Source organism: Agrobacterium sp. B1(2019) (assembly GCF_008274755.1).
In the GTDB taxonomy this organism is placed as follows: domain Bacteria; phylum Pseudomonadota; class Alphaproteobacteria; order Rhizobiales; family Rhizobiaceae; genus Agrobacterium; species Agrobacterium salinitolerans.
The window spans coordinates 159,970-182,069 of record NZ_VTPB01000005.1 but is presented as its reverse complement, the minus strand read 5'-3'; the positions used below and the strand labels follow the sequence as shown (position 1 = coordinate 182,069).

The window sequence follows — 22,100 nt, the reverse complement described above, 5'->3', positions numbered from 1 at the left end:
TGTTCATTTCGCCGGATCGCTGTGGTGAACTTGGGCTTGTTGGCAGGAAAGTGAGGACGGGAATGGAAATCAGGCTTGTTGGTGCGCCGTTGCAGATCGGGGCCGGGCAACTGGGATGCGAAATGGGGCCGAGCGCCTATCGCGTTGCGGGGCTTGCCTATGCTCTCGAAGAACTGGGGCATCGCGTTGTCGATACCGGCAATGTGACGCCGGCGACCTTCCGCGAATTTAACCATCCCAATCCCGCCGTGCATCATCTGCCTGAAACCGTGGCCTGGACCGAGGCGCTGACGGAGGCTGCCTATCGTGAGAGCGCGGATGCCGTACCGATCTTTCTCGGCGGCGACCATGCGATTTCCGCAGGGACGGTCGCCGGCATGGCGCGCCGGGTGGCTGAAAAGGGCCGTCCGTTTTTTGTGCTCTGGCTCGACGCCCATACCGATTATCACACGCTGGAGACGACGCGCAGCGGTAATCTGCACGGTACGCCGGTTGCCTATTTCAGCGGGCGAAAGGGTTTTGACGGTTATTTCCCGCCGCTTTCCCATGCGGTGCCTGAGGAAAATATCGGCATGATCGGCATCCGCAGCGTTGATCCGGCCGAAAGGGCCGCTTTGGAAAAAAGCGGCATCACCGTTCACGACATGCGCTCGATTGACGAGCACGGTGTTGCCGTCCTGCTGCGCGAATTCCTCGCTCGGGTTCAGGCGGCGAACGGGCTTTTGCATGTCAGTCTGGATGTCGATTTTCTCGAGCCCTCCATCGCGCCCGCCGTCGGCACCACGGTTCCGGGCGGCGCGACGTTCCGTGAGGCGCATCTCGTCATGGAAATGCTGCATGATAGCGGGCTGGTCTGCAGTCTCGATCTCGTGGAACTCAACCCGTTTCTCGACGAGCGCGGCAGAACCGCGACGTTGATGGTGGATCTCGCCGCCAGCCTGATGGGCAAGCGGGTTATGGACCGCCCGACGCGGGCCGGCTGAAAGGGGTGATATGATGACCGTGATACCGAACCTCAATATCGTCCCCTTCGTCAGCGTGGATCACATGATGAAACTTGTGCTGCGCGTGGGCATCGATACGTTTCTGCGCGAGCTTGCCGGGGTGGTGGAAGAGGATTTCCGCCGCTGGGAAAGCTTCGACAAGACGCCGCGCATCGCATCGCATTCGAAGGAAGGTGTCATCGAGCTGATGCCGACCAGCGATGGTACGCTTTACGGCTTCAAATATGTCAACGGCCATCCGAAGAACATGAAGGAAGGCCGCCAGACGGTGACGGCCTTCGGTGTGCTTTCCGATGTCGGCAATGGTTATCCGCTGCTGCTGACCGAGATGACCATCCTGACGGCGCTGCGAACCGCCGCTACCTCCGCTGTTGCCGCAAAATATCTTGCCCGCAAAAATTCCCGCTCCATGGCCATCATCGGCAATGGCGCCCAGAGCGAATTCCAGGCGCGCGCCTTCAAGGCCATTCTCGGCATCGATACGCTGCGGCTGTTTGATATCGACCCTTCCGCCAGCGAAAAATGCGCCCGCAATCTCGCCGGGCAGGGTTTTGCCATCAAGATTTGTGAAAGCTCGCAGGAAGCGGTCGAAGGGGCGGATATCATCACCACCGTCACCGCTGACAAGCAATATGCGACGATCCTGACCGACAACATGGTCGGGCCCGGCATTCACATCAACGCCGTGGGCGGCGATTGCCCCGGCAAGACGGAGTTGCACCGGGACATTCTGCTGCGATCGGATATCTTTGTCGAATATCCACCGCAGACGCGCATTGAAGGTGAAATCCAGCAATTGCCGGCGGATTATCCCGTAACCGAGCTTTGGCAGGTCATAACCGGTGAAAAGCAGGGGCGGGCAAGCGACCGGCAGATCACGCTGTTCGACAGCGTCGGCTTCGCGACGGAAGATTTTTCGGCGCTGCGTTACGTGCGCTCAAAGCTGTCATCCACCGGGCTTTATACCGAGCTTGATCTGCTGGCCGACCCGGATGAGCCGCGTGACCTGTTTGGGATGCTGCTGCGGTGTGAGGAGGCCCTCGTCTAGGGATTTCCAGCGCTGGCCGTCTGTCTCGTTTCCCGGCGGTTCCTGCGGGCAACCACATGCTCCCGCCAGATGGTGAAGAGGCCGGCGGCAATGACGATCGCCGCACCGATGACCATGTTGGACGTCACCACTTCGCCATAGACGGTGACGCCGATGATGGAGACGAGCACCAGCTGATAATAGGAAAAGGGCTGCACGGAGGCCGCATCCGCCAGTTCGAACGCCTTTATAAGGCAATAATGGCCGCTCATGCCGGTAATGCACAGCGCCAGCATCCAGCCCCAATCCTGCGGCTCGATACTGACCCAATAAAACGGACCGACCAGCGTCAGGGCCGCCGCACCGGCCACGCCGGTGTAGAAGAAGCTTGTCATCGCCGAATCGCTTTTGCTGCCGAGGCGGGTCAGGACGCTATAGAGCGCCAGCATGAAGGTGGCCACGAAGGTAATCATCAGCCGGTTGTCGAAACCGTCTCCCTCCGGCTTGAGGATGACGAGAACGCCGATGAAGCCGACAAAAATGGCGCTCCAGCGCCGCCAGCCCACATGTTCTCCCAGCAAAGGCATGGACAGCGCCGCAACGATCAGCGGTGCGGAGGCGAGGATGGAATGGCTGTGCGCCAGCCCGACGACCGCAAAGGAGAAGATGGAAAAGACGATCTGCACGGCAAGAAGCACGCCGCGGCCGATCTGCAGCCAGGGGCGGTTGGCCATGACGGCGCCCCTGATGCCGCCGGCGGATTTTGCAGCCATCAACAGAACAAAAACGGCGAAGGCCCAATATCGCAGCATGGCGATAAAAACCGGCGGATAGGCGCTGCCCAGATGTTTCGATATGCCATCCTGCGCCGCAAAGATCGTGAAGGCGACAAGCGCATAAAGAAAGCCGGTTCTGGGTGATGGCATAAGAAAACCGCTATCCGACTGCCGCCGGCAAAAGAGTATTCGGGATGAATGAGGTGGGTGTCGGCCATATGTTATGATGGCACCTTGTCAGACAACCTTATTTTCCGAATAGCTGCCATGCAAGTGTGGAAGCTGCCATTTAAAGGGCCGATTGCTGGAACATGCTTTTGCTGCATTCTTTCCTCATCCCCTGTGCCTGTCACAGTTGCTAGCCAGCCCAAGTCCTTGGGTTGAAAGGAGTTTTTCTCGCCGCGTAGACACGCGTCGGCTGGATTCCTGTGACAAGCACAGGAATTGTCTGTCGAAAATGTGCTTTATTGTTCGGGACGCTGGATGACCTCCGAGGCGGCCACCTCGGAGGCCATGCGGTTGTACGCCCGAACAGGAATGGGTCTTCTCGACCGGCCTCATCCTGGGCTGCAATCGCACCAGCTTCGCATCGCTTGTTGACTTGAATGGGCCGGCTTTCACCGCGCCCGCAGACAATGCCAAGCATGGAGCCCCATCATGGACCCGAACACCGCACAAATCCAGTTCGCTTTGGGATTTGACGTCTCCAAAGCAACAATCACATTCTTCGATACCCGTACCGGAAAGATCGGCACCGTCGAAAACAGCAAGGTCGCGCTCAGGGCCGCCTTGAAGCCATATGCCGGACGTGGCGATATGCTCGCCATCTGCGAAGCCACCGGTGGCTACGAGGACGATCTGCTGGATGTCCTTGAAGACCTTGCCATCCCCGCCCACCGCGCAGACGCGGTCAGGGTCAAAGCCTTCATCCGCGCCTGCGGCGCAAATGCCAAGACAGACCCCATCGATGCACGCCATATCGCACAATATGGTCTGTCACGGGCGCAATCCCTCCCACGCTGGCGGCCAAGCCCTCCACATGAAGCCAAGGTCAAACTGCTGGTCTTGCGCCGCACCGATCTCGTATCCATGCGCGTGCAAGAGGAAAACCGGTTGAAGGAGCCGCGCAATAAGCCGATCGCTCGCGAGATTGCCGGCCATATTGCCGAAATCAAGCGCCGTATCGAGGCCATCGACAAACAGATCGAAACGATCATCAGCCTCGATAAACGCCTGAAAGATCGCAAGGCCATCCTGCAAACCGTTCCGGGCATTGGCAAGGTGATCGCGCCGATGCTGTTGGCGCTCATGCCGGAACTCGGACACATCGATCGCAAGCAGGCAGCAAGCCTCGCCGGATGCGCCCCTCACCCCCGGGACAGCGGCGCGCACAAAGGCCGTCGCTTTACCACGGGCGGACGACGGCAGTTACGACCGCTGCTCTTTACCGCAGCTATGGCTGCAAGCCACAGCAAGAGCCACCTTGCTGCGACGTATAGGCGATTACTCCATGCCGGAAAGTCAAAGCTAACAGCTCTTGGTGCAATCATGCGACACATAATCGTCATCGCAAACGCAAGATTGAAAGAATATCAAAACGAGAAAATACGACTGACTTGATGAGGGCGGTGGGGTGTGCCGACCTATCATGGAATCTTAGGGGCGCGACTTGTGGGATCTGAAAGGTGCGACGCGCTTCGAATCGACGTGAAGCCTTGAGGATATTGGCCCGCTGCCGAGGGCTTTGGGACAGGCGCGGCTGTCCGCCGTCAACGAATTCACGGCGGACAGTGGGTTCAGCAAGACGCTCCGCGTCCCGGTTGTGGTTTCAGCCGATCTTCACGGCCGTCTTCGAAGTCGCGGATTTCAGCGCGGCGTCGGCCAGCTTCAGCGCGACCAGACCGTCCTTGATGGAAGGCGAGGGCGCGACATTGTTTTCGATGCTGTCGATAAAGGCGGTGATTTCCGCAGCATAGGCCGCCGTGTAACGCGTCATGAAGAAATCATGCAGCGGCGGGCGGGTGTAGCCATCCGCATTGGCGATTTCGATGGAAACCGGACGCTGGTTTTCGGCCGCTGCCGAGCCGAGCGAACCGTGCACTTCGATGCGCTGGTCATAACCATAGGTCGCGCGACGTGAATTCGAAATGATCGCCTGCCTGCCGCTTTTCGTCGTCAGGATGATGCTGGCGCTGTCGAAATCACCCAGCGCGCCGATCTCCGGATTGACAAGAACGGAACCCGTGGCGAACACGCTTTCCACTTCCTCGCCGAGCAGGAAACGGGCCATATCGAAATCATGAATGGTCATGTCGCGGAAAATGCCGCCGGAGACCTTGATATAGTCGGCCGGCGGCGGCCCGGGGTCGCGGCTGGTGATGGTGACCATTTCCACCTTGCCGATGCGGCCATCGTCGATTGCCTTGTGGACGGCCTGGAAATGCGGGTCGAAACGGCGGTTGAAACCGAGCATCACCTTCGCACCGGTTTCCTCGACCACCTTGGCGCAGGCTTCCGCGCGGGCGACATCGAGATCGACGGGCTTTTCGCAGAAGATCGCCTTGCCAGCGCGGGCGAAACGCTCGATCAGGTCGGCATGGGTGTTGGTCGGCGTGCAGATGATGACGGCGTCGATGGTCTTGTCGGCCAGAACCTCATCGATCGTGCTGACCTTGCACTGCGCTTCGCGGGCGATTGCTTCCGCAGCGCCCGCCATGGCGTCGACAACGGCCGCCAGCTGCGCACGGCTGTCGGTGGTGATCGCCTTGGCGTGGACCTTGCCGATCCGTCCAGCGCCGAGCAGCGCCAATTTCGTAACCATCTTTCCTCCGGTTTCTCACACCCGTCCCTCACTCCCGGAAGGACAGAATATGAATACAAGCAATATTTCGATATGGAATATATGTTCTATTTTGCTAGATCGACATCGCAGATGTGTCAAGCGTTTTGACGATGATCCAGGGGGCCGAAATCACGCCTTCAGGAAGATTGTGCGGCGCGGATGGCTGGTGTCGAGAAAAGCCCCGCGCAACAATCAATCAGCCGAAGCTGTCAGGGCCGTATTATGGGGCAGGGCGTATACCTCAACGGGGGTTTCGAGGCCGCGCAGCAGCCATGGGCCGAGATTTTCCAGCTTTCCCTGATATCCGGCGGTGCGCACGAATTCTTCTGAGAAAAGTACGTTGCGCCCGGTCTCCTTGGTCAGCGTTTCCAGCCGCGAGGCGATATTGACGGCAGGGCCGATGACGGTGAAATCGAGGCGGGTTTTCGAGCCGATATTGCCATACATGACATCGCCGACATGCACGCCGATGCCGTAGCCGAGAGGATCGTGTCCCTTGCGGCGATTGATTTCATTCAGCGCAACGAGGCTCTTCTGCGCGCTGGCAATGGCTTTCAGCAGGTTTTCGCAGGCCTGCGGGTCGCTGAGCGGGAAAATCGCCAGCAGCCCGTCGCCCATGAATTTCAGGATTTCGCCACCGAATTCCTCGATTGGATCGCACATGGCGTCGAAATAGCCGTTCAGAAGCTCGATGACATCGTCGCGCGGCCAAAGGTCGGAAATATGGGTGAAATTGCGCAGGTCGCAGATCAGGATCGCCGCACCCACCGTCATGCCGCTGCCGCGTGTCGTTGCGCCGTTGAGGATTTTTTCGCCCGCATGCGGCCCCACATAGGTCTCCAGAAGGGTGCGCGTCATGCGGTTCTTCAGGCGTATTTCGCTGACAAGCGCCAGTGCCGGAAGCAGGTTTTTCAGGGCGAGGATTTCGCTGTCGGAAAAACCGCCGGGCCGGTCGCTGGAGAATGTGGCGACATGGCGCTTGCCGAAGGTATGCTCGATCGGCCAGGCGCAATAATCCGTCAGCCCCTCGGCCCGCAGGTCTTCGTAGATCGTATAGCCGGGCTCATCGATGTCTTCTCCGTTCAGCCGGTGGCGGACTTCGGTGGCGCCCTGATGAATGTCGTTGATGGGGCTATTGAGATATTCAGGCGTATTTTCAGATCCGTAGCCATAGGTGGCGATCTCGGCGGAGGACTGGCCGGCTTTCCACAGAATGCGCGCGCCAAGCCATTGCGGATGGCGAATGCGGAAAGCGAGCACGCCCCGCGCCACGGAAACTCCGCTCACCCGAAGCCTGTTGCAGAGTTCGACGAATATCTCGTCGATAAAGCGTTCGTCCTTGGTGCCCGTGATCAGCCAGTCAAGAATTTCCGTCTTCTCCGCCGGCCACAATTCATCCAGTGCTGAAGAAACCCGTTCTTCGGTGTCGAGACTTAGTGTCATGGCAGGATTCCGGAGGTTGTTGCTGCTCTCGCGCAAGCGGGGCATATGTCGCAAAGGCGAAACATGGTCGCTCGCGAACCCCATGTGGTGCCGGATAACGAAAATGTTAAGAGAGGAGCGCGGAAAATGTTCCGGAAGGGATTGGCTTAATCAGGCCACGCGCGCCGCCCGGATGTTCCCGGGAACATCGTCCCCGGCGGCGCTGAGATTTTTAATGATCGCCACGTGGATCAGATAACGGTTTCAACGGGAATATGAAGTGCTGCGGCAACGCGTCTGATGCGCAGCGGATCGCTGTCCGTGCCGTCTTCCAGCGCGCGTATTTCGCTGGTGGTCAGGCCGCAGGTCACGGCAAGCTGTTCGACCGTATATCCGGCGAGATTGCGCGCGGTGAGGACCTTTTTGGCAAATGGAGCATCGGTTTCGTGATCGGAATCGGGTTGCGAGATTGAAATTGTCATTATTGCATCTCCCTCAGAATGGACACTTAAATGCGGGCGGCACAGAAAAGTTGCCGGGGCCGAATGCGACCGCGTTGCCGGAGAAGAATATCGGTGCTGCAACGCAGCGAGGAACATAGCGGCTTCATCCACCTACGCAATAGTTAAATTTTGTTAAGATTCGTGATCGCCGCATTCCTGCGGCACGCCCTGCCCGAAAATGGCCGAAAACCCCACTTTTTCAGGGCTCTCGCGAGGACGGGCGGCTTTCGCTACAGTATGCCCCAGGCGCGAAACCGGCCACGGCCGGTCACTTCCCGCAATTCCAGTTGGTTGGCGAGGCCTATAGCGCCCTGCGGCGTGGTGCCGAGTTCCTTGACAATCATCGCCGCCGAAACCACCGGTCGGGAGACAACAAGCTCCACCAGTTCCGGCAGGCGAGAGGAAGAGCGTCGGCCGGCCAGTTTGCGCATCATGCGTTCTCGCGCATGGGTCAGGCGGTCATGTTCCTTCATGCCGGCCTGCGCCGCTTCGTAAAAGCTGTCGAGAAGCGCGGCAATGCGCTGCGTCTGGTTTCGGGCGTGCCGGCGCTCCCGTGGGATCGCACGCAGACCGGCGCTGAGGGCCGGCAGGTGAGCGGGTGTGACGGCGCCGTCGCGCAGAAAGGCGGAGGCCAGAAGTCGGCCGAGCCAGGGGCTGCGTTGCAGCACCTCGATCATGTTCCACGCGTCGAGCAGGATGGCGGTGCGAAGGATTGCCGGCAGTTCTTCCGTCAGCGCAAGGACAGCCCACCATTCTTTTAACCGTTCGTCTTCGTCCCAGTCGGGCTCGTTGATGATCGCATGGCTTTCCTCCCTGTGCATTGGCTGAAGCGCGCCGCCGGTGGTGATCGCATCGAGCGTTGCGGCGCTTCGCGCCAGAAGCGCGTCCAGCTCGGAAAAAGCGCCGTCCAGCGATGTTTCCTCCTCTGCGTCGGCATCTTCATCGCGGGAATGGTCGAGTGTTTGCCGTGGAGGTGCTGGCTCTTCGGCAAGCGCGGCCCTGCCGCGTAGCCTCGAAAGGCCCGGCGCGGTAAAGGCCCAGCCGGAGGCATTGGAAAAGATCAGCCGTCGCGAGCGGAGAACCCGGTGCGCCGCAGTCATTTCATGGGTTGGCGCACGCACATCCATATGGGCGTCATGCAGCACAAGATCTTCCATGTGAACGAGTTCGCCATCCACCCACATGGATGAAATCGCATCGGTGAAATCCTGTCTTTCGATGAAACCGTGTTTCATCGGTGACCGGTCGATCCGCTCGTCCAGCCGCGCCAGCGCCTCGCCGGCGCGGGCGGCGGCAATGAGGAGCTTTTCGATCTGGACGTCCGATATATCGTAAATCATTGATATTTTTTAGTTTGAGCACGGGCGGCTTACAAGGCGGATCACAGTCGGGCGCCTCCGCTTTCGCGGTTTTCACCCAAAATCCCGACGAAAAGCCGTGTGGTTACAGAAATGGTGCGACGAGGGTTTTGCTCGCCTTTGCTGTTTTCTCGTCAATATTGCAGCGCGGTATAAACTTGCGCGCTGCAACATGACGGGTATATACCCCCACCGAGAGCGACAAATTATCACACCTTCCGTTCGCCCTTCCATCTCCAGACGAAGATGAATTGGAGTTTACCCGTGAATATTATGGCAAATGGTCCCGCCACCGCGCTGGATCAGAAAACCCGTTTGAAATCCATCATCGGCGGATCGGCGGGCAATCTCGTCGAATGGTACGACTGGTATGTTTATTCGGCCTTCACCCTTTATTTTGCGCCGGTGTTTTTCCCTTCCGGAAACCAGACCGCCGAGCTTCTGAGTGCAGCCGCCGTTTTCGCAGTCGGATTTCTGATGCGGCCCATCGGGGCCTGGTTCATGGGCACCTATGCCGACCGCAAGGGCCGTAAGGCCGGCCTGACCTTATCTGTCACGCTGATGTGTCTCGGTTCGCTGCTGATCGCGATTACGCCCGGCCACGAGGCGATCGGCATCGCCGCACCGGCCATTCTGGTTTTCGCAAGGCTTCTGCAGGGTATCAGCGTCGGCGGTGAATATGGCGCGAGCGCGACCTATCTCAGCGAAATGGCCGGCAAGAACCGCCGTGGTTTCTTCTCCAGTTTCCAGTATGTGACGCTCATTTCCGGTCAGCTTCTGGCGCTGGCTGTGCTTCTGGTGTTGCAGCGGGTTCTGACGCCGGAACAACTCGGCTCCTGGGGCTGGCGCATTCCCTTCTTCATCGGCGGCATCCTGGCGATTGCGGTATTTTATATCCGCCGGGGCCTTGTCGAGACGCAGTCCTTCGAAAACGCCAAGACCGGTGCTGTCGACAAGCCGAAGTCCAGCGGATGGGCGCTGTTCAAACACTATCCAAGGGAAGCGCTGATGGTCATGGCGCTCACCTCCGGCGGCACGCTCGCCTTTTACGCCTATACGACCTATCTGCAGAAATTCCTCGTCAACACCTCCGGCTTCAGCAAGGAAAGCGCCACGGAGATCACCACGGCGGCGCTCTTCGTCTTCATGCTGTGCCAGCCGCTTGCCGGCGCGCTGTCCGACAAGATCGGCCGCAAGCTGCTGATGGTCGGCTTCGGTATTCTCGGAACGCTGTGCACCTATGCGATCTTCAGCACGCTTTCGACGACGACCGATCCCATCATGGCTTTCGCCCTCGTTCTGATCGGTCTGTTGATCGTTACCGGCTATACTTCCATCAATGCGGTGGTGAAGGCGGAAATGTTCCCAGCCCATATCCGCGCGCTTGGCGTGGCTCTGCCCTATGCGCTGGCGAACACCATATTCGGCGGAACGGCGGAATTCGTGGCCCTGAAGTTCAAGCAAATCGGCCACGAAAGCTGGTTCTTCTGGTATGTGACGATCATGATCGCCCTGTCGCTGGTGGTTTATGTGAAGATGCGCGACACGCGCGATCACAGCCATATTCACGAGGATTGAGCGACCCGCATCCAGACCGGCAAAAGTCCCGCCCTTCCGGCGGGGCTTGTTCCTTTCAGCGTTCAGGCGGGTTCGACAGGAAGGACAATGCGGGCCTCAAAACCATCCTGCCGGCCCGGTACCGGAGAGGAAAGCACCAGCTCTCCGCCGGCTTGCTCAATCAGGCTTTTGACGATGGCCAGACCAAGCCCGGTTCCATCCGCCGTGGTCTGGCCCCTGGTAAAACGCGTCGTCAGCTTGGGTAAGAGCGCCGCGTCGATAGCCGCCCCGGAGTTGACGACGTGGATCGTGCCGTCTGCTGCGGCGACGACCTGCACCGGGCTTTCCGCCGGACTGTGGATCAGCGCGTTTTCGAGAAGGTTACGGATGACGATGCCGAAGGCGTCCGCACCGATCCTGCAGGACAGACCGCCTTCACAGCGATTGGTGAAGCGGATGCGGGATGAGCCGATGGCCGTTCTCATCATGTCGTCGATAACGAGTTCGAGAACGGGAATGAGATCGTTTGCCGTGTCGGTGACCCCGATCCTCGCTTCAGCGCGCGACATCTGAAGCAGTCTTTCGGCCAGGTGGGCAAGATGCTGCAGGGATTTTTCGATGTTTTCCACACGCGGCGCAAGCTCCGGCGGAATGTCGGCATGCAGCCGTTGTGCCTGCGCCAGCGCGCCGGCAATCGGCGTGCGCAATTCATGAGCGCTGTTGGCGGTGAATTCCCGTTCCGCCTCGATTGCCGATCGCAATCGTCCGAGTAGCAGATTGACCGAACGGGCAATGGGATGGAGTTCGCCCGGAAATGGTTGCGTCGGCAGCGGCGCGAGATTGCCGCCGTCCTTTTTGCTGATGTCGTCGCGCAGGGTCTGTATCGGTCGCAACGTTCTGCGTACCACGACAATGACAGCAAAAATGCTGGCGGGAATGAGGATGAGAACGGGGAGAAGCAGCGCGGCGCCCGCCTCTTCGATCGCCTCGCGGCGATTGGCGAAGGCGTCGGCGACCTGCAGGAAATAATTGTCGTCCGGCGAAGCGATCGTGAAGATACGTTGCGACGATGTCTCTGAAAAACCGGGATCAAGCGGTACCTCGAAAGGTTCCGTCGAACTGTCATGTGAATGCAGCACGACTTGCCCTTCACGGTCGCGAACCTGGTAGGTCAGATATTCCGCCCCTTCCGCCGACTTGTTGAGTTTCTGCGCGGCGGGGGCGATATTGTTTTCGCGAAGGTCGTCCAGCAACAGCGGCAGAAGCCTTTCTGCGGTCTCCTCAAGGCCCGCGTCGAAAATCTCGGCGAACTCATCCTGCATCACCATGACGCCCAGTCCGCAGGCAAGTAGCCAGGATATGGCGACAACGCTGGTCAGCGCCGTCACGAGCTTGCGGGTCATGCTGGTCGGTCTGGCCATTTCTGCCTGCTTGTAATTCTGACTATCGGATGGTGTAGCCGACGCCGCGCACGGTTTCGACGCGGTCATGGCCGATTTTCTTGCGCAGCCGGCTGATATAGACCTCGACCGTGTTGCTTTCTATTTCCGCGCCGAATTCATAAAGCGTGTCGTGCAATTGCGCTTTGGAAACGACCGCGCCTGGATGTTCGACGAGTTTTTCCAGCACGGCCCATTCCCGGGCGCTCAGCGTCTGCGCCGTCCCATCGACCGTGATGTTGCGCGCCACCTGGTTGATCTCGATGCCGGGCAGGCGGATCACGGGAGCAGAACGCCCTTCGTAACGGCGTGAGACGGCCAGCATGCGGGCCGAAAGCTCGTTGAGATCGAAGGGCTTGACCAGATAATCGTCCGCACCGGCGTTCAGCCCGGCAATCCGGTCGGAGACCTGGTCATGAGCCGTCAGAATGATGACCGGCGTCGCATCATCGCGCTGGCGCAGGCCTTGCAGAAGGGTGATGCCCTCGCCGTCCGGCAGGCGCATGTCGAGCAGGATGAGGCCGTAACCCATCGTCAGCGTCGCGGCCATGGCGTCACCCAGCGTCTTGAACCAGTCGACAGCGTGACCCGCCGCTGCGACATGGTCCCGCAGCGCTTCGCCCAGCACATGATCGTCTTCAACAAGCAGAACCCGCAAGACAGCTCCCTCTATCGCTTCGTCTTGCGTATCTCTTTCTCCGGATAAGCGTCAAGCACAGTGTTTCAGCTGTTCTGACGCTGGGTGCAGCCGCCGAACACATCGAGCGAGGGATCGTAGACCGATGTGGAGACGTTCATCATGCCGAGGATGCTGTGGAAATAATTGTCGTGCGAGCGCCCGCCCTCCGCCGCGGTTTTCGCGAGGCAGGCTTTGTTGAGCCCCATGGATTTGGCAAAATCGTCATCGAACCAGACGAGAAACGGCACATGGGTCTGCTGATCGGGCGCCAGCAGATACGGCGCGCCATGCAGGTAGACGCCGCTCTCGCCAAGCGATTCGCCGTGGTCCGATGCATAGATCATGCTCGTCGCCAGCCTGTCGGAACGGGCCTTCAGCTTGTCGATCACGGTGGAGAGGAAATGGTCGGTGTAAAGAAGCGTGTTGTCGTAGGAATTGACGATCTCCGCGTCGGAGCAGTTGCCGAGCTCGGCCGTGCGGCAATCCGGGGTGAATTTGCGGAATTCGTCGGTATAGCGCAGATAATAGGTCGGCCCGTGGCTGCCCATCTGGTGCAGCACGATCACGCTGTCTCTGGTGACGTTGTTGAGCCAGGAATCGAGCTTGTCGAAGAAGATATCGTCGCGGCATTCTCCGCCAGTGCAGAAGCGGCTGTCATTGGTCGAGGGCAGATCGAAATAAGGGATACGGTCGGCCACGTTCTTGCTGCCGGTATTGTTGTCCAGCCATGTGGCGCTGACACCGGCATGGACGAGAACATCCATGACGTTTTCATTGGCGAGCGCCTTGTTGTGGCTATATTGCGAACGCGGGAACTTCGAGAACATGCAGGGAATGGAAATCGCCGTCGCGGTGCCGCAACTGGTCGTGTTTGGAAAATAAATCACGCCGCGTTTTGCGAGTTCGGGATTGGTCTCGCGCCCATAACCGTTCAGGGAAAAGTTCGCGGCCCGCGCGGTCTCGCCCGCCACGATGACGGTGATGCGGGGTTTGCGAACGCCGCCCAATGAAGGCAGGATTTTAGCATCCCTGCCGACCGGGCTGACCTGAATATCGACTTCCTTGCCGGCCAGCGTGAAATAATGAATGGCCGACATGATCGGCGACAGGGGATTGACGCTTTTGACAATGTCCTTGTGCTGGCGCACGGCGGTGGTGAAGGTCTTGGAATTGGCGAAGCTGATGATGCCGGCGATGGTAAGACAGATCAGGATGCTGATCGTGTTCCATAAAAGCTTGTCGAGGATCGTCCGGTGCCGCACACGCACGGCGACGATGAGGAGGGACGGCACCAGCCCGTAAATCGCCATGTGCCAGAGAAAGCCGGGCGTGATCAGATTGCCGGCTTCCGCCTGCGTCGTCTCCATGGCGTTGCGGATCATGTCGCTGTCGATGACGATGCCGTAGCGATCCATGAACCAGGAAGCGGCCGCCGCCGCGAAGATCAGGAAGATCAAGAACGGTTTGATGAGATATTTGGCGGAAAAAATAATGATAAGCGCGCCGAAAAGGGCGGCCATGGCGCCATAAAGCGCGACGATGGCGACCGGATAGGCCGAAAGATATGTTTGAACCTTCGACCAGAATGTCCGGTTGGTGAAAAACAGCAGATAGGCCGCCGTCAGCAGGCTGAGCGGTACGCTGCCGATTTCCGGACGATATGTTACTGTTCCCGTCGCTTTCGCGGTAAAAAGAGCCACTGTCAGATCCACCAGATTTCCAATAGGCCGGCGGCAACGGAGACGGGGCGAAAACGCCGCCGTCCAGGCTGCCGCATGGGCCGATCAATGGCGGATGCGTCATTTTGCTGACATCAACCTGAAAGCTTGTCATGAAAGTGTCACACTTCGTGTTGGCCGTTTGGCGGATGACGATAGAGCCCTTAATTGAGGCCCATGATGCCTGTGGCGGTGGTGCGCGTTGCAAATATGCGCATGGCCCTGACCGGCAGCAGGCTGCCCGCGGGCAGGTTCTGGAAGGTCACCGTCGCCCCGGAAAGCAGGGTCAGGCAGAGATGGCCGCCATTGCCCACATAGATGGCGCGGGTGGGGGAAGGAAGCGGGCTCGTATCGTCCGGAACGACGTCGAAAGCGTGGGATGCCGGGGATTCGAGGCCGGCGGCGTGGTGTTCGTAAGTCTCAGCCATTGCTGTCTCCCGTGAATCGAAATCTGGCGCGATTATGGGGTGCGCTGCGGCTGCGGGGAAAAGCGGGTACAGGAAATATCCGGACAGGATTTCGGTCTCGTGTTGGGCCTGCCCGCAAGAGCGTCATTCTTTTCGCAATCCCATGCGGTTACGGCGCCCCCGCCTGTTGCCGCCAATGCAGCGCAAACGGATGATGACGGATTTTTCGTCCACGGGATCGACAGGCGGGCGGATGCTGCCCCGCTTCAATTGCGCATGTGGAGAATGAAGGCCCTGACGGCGGGAGAGGCTTCCGTTTTCCGGTGGGCGATGGCGAGGTCCGAGGTCGTGGAACTGGCGGCAAGCGGCAGGTAGCGCACACCGGGCAACCTCAGGCAATTAAGCGAGCGCGGCACCAGTGCGACGCCGAGGCCGATGGCCACCATGCTGGCGATCGTGGTGTAGTCCCTGCCTTCCGGGGTGATCGCCGGCTGGAACCCGGCTTCATTGCAGGCCTCTATCGTATTGTAGTGAAACCCGACATCCGGCGGCTGTCGCGGGGTAATGAAGGTCTCGCCGCCAAGGTTTTTCAGATCGACCTGCATCGCAAAGGCCAGGGGATGGTTCTCAGGAAGCGCGGCCATCAGCGGTTCGCGCAGCACCACGTGGGTTGTTACACCCTCTGGAACGGGCGCGGGCGGGCGGATGAAGGCGAAATCCAGATTGCCGTCGGCAATCTTGGCCAGTTGCAGCCGCATCTCCATCTCGATCAATTGCATCTCCACATCGGGATGGGAAACACGGAAACCGGCGATGGACCGGATCATCTGGCCGGAATAGGCGGCCGAGGCGACATAACCGATGGAAATGCGCCCGGTTTCGCCGCGGTCGACGCGTTTGAGCGCCGCAAGCGTCGCCTCGGCATTGGCGAGGATCTTCCGGGCGTCCTCATAGAGAAGCTGCCCGGGCGTGGTCAGCTTCACCGAGCGGCGCGTCCGGTCGAGAAGGGGCATGCCGACAATCTGTTCGAGCGCCATGATCTGTTGGCTCAGGCCCGGCTGGGCAATGCCGAGGCGGGCGGCGGCGCGCTCGAAATTGCGCTCATCTACCAGCGTGGTGAAATAGCGCAGGTGGCGTAATTCGAATGTCTCCGCCCGGCTTGCCGGTTTCCTGCCCATCGTCACGGCCTTTCCCGGCAGATTTGAATAATTCAAAGCTATTATCGATGTGAGTTTTCATAATCAACAGTTCTGAAAAAAACCGGCTGCGCTTATTGGATCACAATCCGTCCCTTGCGTAATAAGATGACTTAAATTCTCCAGAAAATACCGTCTTGTGGTGGTGCGGGTGATGAAGGGTCTTGGCGTGCAGGGAAAAACCAAACACATTTCCATTCTGGCTGGCGGTTGCGCCGTCATCGCTTATGCGGCGTTTTTTGCCCCGGCTTCCGCCTTTGCGCAGGAGGCCGGTACGACGGTGCTGCAGACCATCACAGTGGACAGCGCCAAAAATCAGGATCCCAAAGCTCCGGTGAAAGGCTATGTGGCGAAAACGAGCGCCAGCGCCACCAAGACGGGGCGATCCCTGATCGAGACGCCGCAATCCGTCTCCGTCATCACCAAGGACCAGATGGATGTGCAGAACGTCCGCACTCTCGGCGAGGCGTTGAACTATGTTCCCGGTGTGGTTGCGCAGCCGTTCGGCGCCGATCCGCGTTTCGATGCGCCGCGTATCCGCGGCTTTCAGGGGAACCAGTTGCAGTTTCTAAACGGTCTGCGGTTGATGCGCACTGCCGGTGCGCCGTCCTATGAAGTTTATGGTCTGGAGCGGGTGGAAGTCATTCGCGGGCCGGCCTCGGTGCTTTATGGTCAGGGCAATCCCGGTGGCCTCATCAATCTCATCAGCAAGCGACCGATCTTCGAGCGTTTCGGCGAAGTGGGCGCGCAGATCGGCAGCTTCGATTATTACCAGTCGATGTTCGATATCGGTGGACCGGTCGCGGGCGCCGACAGTTTCGCCTATCGCCTGACAGGTCTTGCGCGCAACGCCCACCTTCAGACGGACAATCTGCAGAACGACCGCTATTTCATCGCACCGGCGCTCACCTGGCAGCCGGACGAGGATACGAAGCTGACGGTTCTTGCCTCCTATCAGCGTGATAATCCGAGTTCGCCCTCCGGCCTGCCGGCGGCGCTGAGCTATCTCAGACCCGGCAATATGCTGGACCGCAGCTTTTATGTCGGCGATCCGTCCTTCGATACGTCGAACCGTAAATTCACCAATATCGGCTATGAGTTCGAGCACCGTTTCGACGAGACCTTCACCTTCCGGCAGAATGCGCGTTATTCCAATTTCGACTGGTCCTACCGCGCGCTCGGCATGTCGTCGGCCAACAGCGGCATGATCGGCAATCTCATCCGTCGCAATGCGACGTTCCAGGACGAGCTGCTGAACACCTTCAACATCGACAACAGCCTGCAGGCGGATTTCCCCACGGGGCCAATCGACCACACCCTGCTTGTCGGGCTGGACTACCGTTATTTCGACAATAACGTCAAAACCGAGTTCTGGGCCGCGACGCCGCTCAATCCCGTCAATCCGGTCTATGGCGGGCCGATCAGCCTCACGTCGCGCACGCTCTATGCCGATGTGAAGACGGATATTTCCCAGATCGGCCTTTATGCGCAGGACGAGATGGCCTTCGAGAACTGGCGGGTCACCGCTGGCCTGCGGCAGGACTGGGCAAGCACCAGCGGCACGACCTTCAACGGTGCCACCTACCGCTCGCTCGACAAGGACGATCACAAGCTGACCGGCCGCGTCGGCGTCAGCTATCTGTTCGATGGCGGCATCGCGCCCTATGTCAGCTATGCGACCTCCTTCGAACCGGTGCCGCAGCCGGCTGTCGGCGATGCGCCGAAACCGACCACCGGCGAACAATGGGAAGCGGGCGTCAAATACCAGCCCGAGGGTTTCGATGGGTTCTTCTCCGCCGCGGTCTACGATCTGACACAGAAAAACGTCACGACGACTGTGGGCGGCGTGACGCAGCAGATGGACGAGGCGCATGTGAAAGGCCTTGAACTCGAGGGCGTCGCAAGCCTTGCCGACGGGCTCGACCTGCGCGCTGCCTATACCTACATGGACAGCGAGGTCTCCGGACGCGTGAATGACGGCAAGGAGTTGGACAGCACGCCCCGCCACGCCGCAAGCCTCTGGCTGGATTACACTTTCCCGGAAGATACCGCCCTTGAGGGTTTCGGCATCGGCGGCGGTGTGCGTTATGTCGGAAAACGCTATGGCGATGCCGCCAATACCTTCGAGATGAAGGGCCTCGCCCTGCTCGATCTCGGCGTGCATTACGAGAAGAACGGCTACCGCGCCTCGCTTCTGGTGCAAAACTTGACTGATAAAGAATATATTTCTAGTTGCTCCACTTTCGGATGTTATTACGGTGACGGAAGAACGGTCATGGGCAAGCTGACCTATCGTTGGTGACGCCATATCAAAGTGAAGCAGCAGGGGCATGACGCGCAAGGATCGATGGATGTCCCCCCTTTGGGGACGACGGGAATTTTTAGGCCTGGTCGCTGCTTCGGCTCTTGCCGGCAAGGCGCGCGCGGCGGTCACGCCACGCCTTGCCGCCATCGACTGGGCCATGCTGGAGACCTCTGTGGCGCTCGGCGTCATGCCGGTGGCGGCGACCGAGCTCATCCAGTTCCGGGTGGACGCGGTCGAGCCGGAAATCCCTGCAACCGTCGCCGATCTCGGCCTGCGCGGTGCGCCGAACTTCGAGCTTCTGCAACTGACCCGGCCCGATCTCATTCTGATTTCGCCCTTCTACACCCGCTATATCGGCAGGCTGGAAGCGATTGCCCCGGTCTTCTCGCTGCCCTTTTACGTGAAGGGCGAACCGCCTTTCGCAAAGGCGCTGGCGGCGGTCTCAGCCCTTGGCGACAAGCTCGGCAGGGCAGACGAGGCGCGCAGGGTGCTGGGCGAAACGGAAGCGGCACTGCAGGCCATGCGGGCCCGCCTTGCCGGTTTTGCGGCGCGGCCGACCTATGTGATCAACATCGGCGACGCCCGGCATTTTCGCGCTTTCGGTGCGGACAGCATGTTCGGGGATGTTCTTGGCCGGCTGGGGCTCTCCAATGCCTGGGTGGATCGTTCGCAATTCACCTTCGCGGCCCCGGTGCCGCTTGAAAACCTCGCCGCGTCGCCCGATGCGCGCATCGTCATCGTCTCCGACATTCCGGTCGAGGCGCGGGAGACGTTGCGCAGCAGCGCCATATGGCGCGCGCTGCCTGCCGTGCGGGAAAACCGGGTGGTCACGCTCGGCAATGTCGGTCCCTATGGCGGCATCACCGCCGGCATGCGCTTTGCGCGGCTTCTGACCGAAGCGCTCTCGGCGCAGGGAGAAGCCCTGTGACGGCGCGGCCTCTTCAGTTTTTCTTCGGGCTGCTGTTCGTTCTGGCCTGCGGCTTTTCCCTGCATGCCGGGCTGTTGCGGCTGCCTTTCGGCGCATGGCCCGGCCTGCCGTTCGATACTGCCACCATGTCGATGGATCAGGTGATTTTCGCCTTCAGCCTGATGCCGCGCGTGGCGGTCGCCATTCTGGCGGGCGCGATGCTGGGACTGTCGGGTGCGTTGTTCCAGCAATTGCTGCGCAATCCGATTGCCGATCCTTCGACGCTCGGCATCTCGGCCGGCGCGCAACTGGCCATCGTCATCGCCACCCTGTTCTTTCCCTCGGTGCTGGATGGCAACCGCGCCCTGGTCGCGCTCGCCGGCGCGGCCGCTGCGGCCGGGATTGTGTTTCTTCTCGGCTGGCGACGCTCCTTCGAGCCGGTGACCATGGTGGTGTCGGGGCTGCTGGTCGGCATCACCGCCGCGTCCGTTTCCGCCGCGCTGACTTTGGCGCAGGGCGAATATCTGATGTCGCTGGTCGTCTGGAACGGCGGCTCGCTCAGCCAGCAGGACTGGTCGAACGCCTTGTCTCTTGCGTTTCAGCTTCTTGCCGGGCTCGTTCTGACCGGCCTGCTGATTAAGCCGCTGACGGTCCTCGGTCTCGGCGATGCCGGTGCGCGATCGCTCGGCGTCTCGCTGTTTTCGATCAGGCTGGCGGTCGCCGCCGTCGCGGTCATGCTCGCCGCCTTCGTTGCTTCGGCGGTCGGTCTCGTCAGCTTCATTGGTCTTGCCGCCCCTGCGCTCACCCGAGCGCTCGGTGTGCGGCGTTCTTCTTCGGTGCTCCTGGTTTCCCCGCTTCTGGGCGGTCTGCTGCTGTGGTTCTGCGACGGTCTCGTGCAGCTTCTGGCAAGTACGACGGCTGAAGTTTTCCCGACTGGCGCGGTAACGGCCCTGATCGGCGGTCCGCTGCTTCTGTGGCTGCTGCCGAAAATCCGGCCGACCGATGTGCATCGCGGTGAAGGTGTCGAGCTGGCGACAAGACGCCGGTTTACGGCCCTGCTGCCGGTACTTGCCGTCATGGCGGGGCTGATCTTTGCAGCGCTCGCCATCGGCAAGGGGCCTGATGGCTGGACGGTGCTGAAGGCTGACGATCTGCAAAGCCTGCTGCCCTTCCGCTGGCCGCGGCTGGTGGCGGCCGTGGCCGCGGGCGGTCTTCTGGCCATGGCGGGCGCGCTTCTCCAGCGGCTTACCGGCAATCCCATGGCAAGCCCGGAAGTGATCGGCGTCAGCGGCGGTGCGGGCCTCGGTTTTGCCGTCGCCATCACGATTTTTCCGGCCGCCGGTCTTTTCGAACTGTTTTGCGGCGCCGGCATCGGCTCTGCGGCCGTCATGATCCTCGTCCTGTTGTTTTCCATGCGCCGGCACCTCGCGCCGGAAAAAATCCTGCTCGCGGGCATCGCCATCAGTTCGCTCTGCTCGGCCGTTCTCTCGGCGCTGCTTGCCATTGGCGACCAGCGGGCGTGGCAAATCCTCGCCTGGCTCAGCGGCTCGGGTTCGACCGCGACGCCGGCTTCGGCGATCTTTCTCGTTATTCTTTCCGTCGTGCTCTTGGCGGCGGCCCTTTCGGTGACACGGTGGCTGACGATCCTGCCGCTTGGGCGGGACGTGCCGTTATCGCTTGGCCTGCCGCTCAGCACCGGGCGTATCGCCGTTATCGCGGTGGCGGGCATCGCCACCGGTGCCGCCTCGCTGCTCGTTGGCCCCTTGAGTTTCGTTGGGTTGATGGCGCCGCATATTGCGCTGCGCGCCGGTTTCACCACGCCGCGCGATCATCTGTTCGCCTCTTTCCTGTTCGGTGCGGTTCTGATGGCACTTTCCGATTTCGGTGCGCGAACGGTGACCTTTCCCTATGAGCTGCCACTCGGGCTTTTTGCGGCTCTGGCCGGCGCGCCTTACCTGATCTGGCTTTCAGGCAGGCGATCATGATGTTTCAGTCGATCTACGGAGATACGAACCATGGGTAAGGCAGTGCTGGCCGTCGACAACGATGACGCCCCGCTTTTTTCTCTTGATGGCGTCACCATGGAAGTGCCGGGCAGGATATTGTTGCAGCCGCTGACGGCCAGTTTTGCGACCGGCAAGACCATTGGCCTGATCGGCCATAACGGTTCGGGGAAATCCACGCTGCTGAAGATTCTCGCGCGGATTCAGGAGCCAACGGGGGGCAGGGTTTCATTCGAGGGTAGGACGCTCGGCGCCTGGGGTAACCGCGAATTTGCGCGAAAGCTTGCCTATCTGCCGCAGTATACGCCGGCCGCCTCCGGCATGCTGGCTAAGGAACTGGTGGCTCTTGGCCGTTATCCCTGGCACGGCGCCCTTGGGCAGTTCACCAAAGCCGATCAGGAGAAGGTGGACGAAGCCATCGAACTCACCGACACCGTCGCCTTCCGCGACCGGCTGGTGGATACGCTTTCCGGCGGCGAGCGCCAGCGCGTGTGGCTTGCCATGCTGGTGGCCCAGAACGCCGAAAGCCTGCTTCTCGACGAACCCATCTCCGCGCTCGACATGGCGCACCAGCTCGAGGTGCTGTCTCTGGTGCAGAGACTGTCGCGTGAAAAGGGCCTCGGCGTCATCGTGGTGCTTCACGACGTCAACATGGCGGCACGTTTCTGCGACGAAATCGTCGCGCTGCATTCCGGCCAACTGATTGCCCGCGGAACGCCGCAGGAGATCATGACGCCGGAGACGCTGGAGCGCATCTACGGCGTTCGCATGGATGTCATGACCCACGCCGCCACCGGCTTTCCCGTCGCCCTGCCACTTTGAGGTTGTTGCAGCAAAACAACGGCGGGCAACGCTGGCTGTTGATGGCGATTCCGCGCGCATTTCCCGCCCTAACAATGTCTTAATGGCATCCTACCGCCATCAGACATTGTTAACTGTTCCGCTTTCATCGCCTCC

The 22,100-nt window shown here is 60.2% G+C and carries 18 protein-coding genes; 8 read left to right on the top strand and 10 right to left on the bottom strand.

Annotated features, from left to right (window positions below; translation table 11 throughout):
• The first annotated feature begins 62 nt into the window (after positions 1–62).
• Positions 63–983 carry an arginase gene (gene rocF / locus AGR1_RS27345; protein ID WP_149149059.1) on the top strand — a complete coding sequence of 307 codons (921 nt, stop codon included), beginning with the start codon at positions 63–65 and terminating at the stop codon, positions 981–983.
• 13 nt (positions 984–996) lie between these two features.
• A complete protein-coding gene (locus AGR1_RS27340; protein ID WP_080796500.1) occupies positions 997–2,052 on the top strand; it encodes an ornithine cyclodeaminase in 1,056 nt (351 codons plus the stop codon).
• Here AGR1_RS27340 and AGR1_RS27335 read toward each other — a convergent pair.
• Complete coding sequence (locus AGR1_RS27335) at positions 2,049–2,957, bottom strand: DMT family transporter (RefSeq protein ID WP_149149058.1); 909 nt, start codon at positions 2,955–2,957, stop codon at positions 2,049–2,051. The two genes, AGR1_RS27340 and AGR1_RS27335, sit on opposite strands and share 4 nt — an antisense overlap.
• A gap of 507 nt (positions 2,958–3,464) precedes the next feature.
• Between AGR1_RS27335 and AGR1_RS27330 the strand changes: the two genes are divergently transcribed.
• A complete protein-coding gene (locus tag AGR1_RS27330; protein ID WP_149149057.1) occupies positions 3,465–4,427 on the top strand; it encodes an IS110 family transposase in 963 nt (320 codons plus the stop codon).
• Positions 4,428–4,635: 208 nt separating this feature from the next.
• Here the strand turns inward: AGR1_RS27330 and iolG are convergent, their stop codons facing one another.
• The 4 genes from iolG to AGR1_RS27305 all read right to left on the bottom strand — a co-directional run bounded on the left by iolG (position 4,636) and on the right by AGR1_RS27305 (position 8,914).
• Positions 4,636–5,628: an inositol 2-dehydrogenase gene (gene iolG, locus AGR1_RS27325; RefSeq protein WP_080794509.1), complete on the bottom strand. Its 993-nt coding sequence runs from the start codon at positions 5,626–5,628 to the stop codon at positions 4,636–4,638.
• 213 nt (positions 5,629–5,841) lie between these two features.
• A complete protein-coding gene (locus AGR1_RS27315; RefSeq protein WP_080794507.1) occupies positions 5,842–7,092 on the bottom strand; it encodes an adenylate/guanylate cyclase domain-containing protein in 1,251 nt (416 codons plus the stop codon).
• Positions 7,093–7,322: 230 nt separating this feature from the next.
• Complete coding sequence (locus tag AGR1_RS27310; RefSeq protein ID WP_003522093.1) at positions 7,323–7,553, bottom strand: helix-turn-helix domain-containing protein; 231 nt, start codon at positions 7,551–7,553, stop codon at positions 7,323–7,325.
• Between the two features lie 251 nt (positions 7,554–7,804).
• The gene (locus tag AGR1_RS27305) at positions 7,805–8,914 is read right to left on the bottom strand and encodes an RHE_PE00001 family protein (RefSeq protein ID WP_149149055.1); all 1,110 of its coding nucleotides are present in this window, start codon (positions 8,912–8,914) and stop codon (positions 7,805–7,807) included.
• Positions 8,915–9,205: 291 nt separating this feature from the next.
• Between AGR1_RS27305 and AGR1_RS27300 the strand changes: the two genes are divergently transcribed.
• A complete protein-coding gene (locus tag AGR1_RS27300) occupies positions 9,206–10,510 on the top strand; it encodes an MFS transporter (RefSeq protein ID WP_187772319.1) in 1,305 nt (434 codons plus the stop codon).
• A gap of 62 nt (positions 10,511–10,572) precedes the next feature.
• Here the strand turns inward: AGR1_RS27300 and AGR1_RS27295 are convergent, their stop codons facing one another.
• The 5 genes from AGR1_RS27295 to AGR1_RS27275 form a co-directional block, all read right to left on the bottom strand.
• Entirely contained in the window at positions 10,573–11,910 is a 1,338-nt protein-coding gene (locus tag AGR1_RS27295; protein WP_149149053.1) for a HAMP domain-containing sensor histidine kinase, read from the bottom strand.
• Between the two features lie 22 nt (positions 11,911–11,932).
• Positions 11,933–12,586: a response regulator transcription factor gene (locus AGR1_RS27290; RefSeq protein WP_077984751.1), complete on the bottom strand. Its 654-nt coding sequence runs from the start codon at positions 12,584–12,586 to the stop codon at positions 11,933–11,935.
• A 65-nt stretch (positions 12,587–12,651) separates the two neighbouring features.
• Positions 12,652–14,319: a phosphoethanolamine--lipid A transferase gene (locus tag AGR1_RS27285; RefSeq protein WP_149149052.1), complete on the bottom strand. Its 1,668-nt coding sequence runs from the start codon at positions 14,317–14,319 to the stop codon at positions 12,652–12,654.
• A gap of 170 nt (positions 14,320–14,489) precedes the next feature.
• Positions 14,490–14,753 (bottom strand): hypothetical protein, encoded by a 264-nt coding sequence (locus tag AGR1_RS27280; RefSeq protein WP_149149051.1) that lies wholly within the window; start codon positions 14,751–14,753, stop codon positions 14,490–14,492.
• A gap of 245 nt (positions 14,754–14,998) precedes the next feature.
• Positions 14,999–15,910, bottom strand: a complete 912-nt coding sequence (locus tag AGR1_RS27275; protein WP_080796496.1) for a LysR family transcriptional regulator — start codon at positions 15,908–15,910, stop codon at positions 14,999–15,001.
• A gap of 157 nt (positions 15,911–16,067) precedes the next feature.
• Between AGR1_RS27275 and AGR1_RS27270 the strand changes: the two genes are divergently transcribed.
• From AGR1_RS27270 to AGR1_RS27255, 4 genes are read left to right on the top strand one after another with little or no spacing between them, the layout of a single operon-like run.
• On the top strand, positions 16,068–18,230 hold the full coding sequence (locus AGR1_RS27270; RefSeq protein ID WP_187772314.1) for a TonB-dependent siderophore receptor: 2,163 nt from the start codon (positions 16,068–16,070) through the stop codon (positions 18,228–18,230).
• Between the two features lie 28 nt (positions 18,231–18,258).
• Positions 18,259–19,161 carry an iron-siderophore ABC transporter substrate-binding protein gene (locus tag AGR1_RS27265; RefSeq protein WP_187772313.1) on the top strand — a complete coding sequence of 301 codons (903 nt, stop codon included), beginning with the start codon at positions 18,259–18,261 and terminating at the stop codon, positions 19,159–19,161.
• Positions 19,158–21,125 (top strand): Fe(3+)-hydroxamate ABC transporter permease FhuB, encoded by a 1,968-nt coding sequence (gene fhuB / locus AGR1_RS27260; protein ID WP_149149049.1) that lies wholly within the window; start codon positions 19,158–19,160, stop codon positions 21,123–21,125. Before AGR1_RS27265 ends, fhuB begins: the two co-directional genes overlap by 4 nt.
• Before the next feature lie 30 nt (positions 21,126–21,155).
• Positions 21,156–21,965: an ATP-binding cassette domain-containing protein gene (locus AGR1_RS27255; protein ID WP_080794492.1), complete on the top strand. Its 810-nt coding sequence runs from the start codon at positions 21,156–21,158 to the stop codon at positions 21,963–21,965.
• The last annotated feature ends 135 nt before the right edge of the window (positions 21,966–22,100 follow it).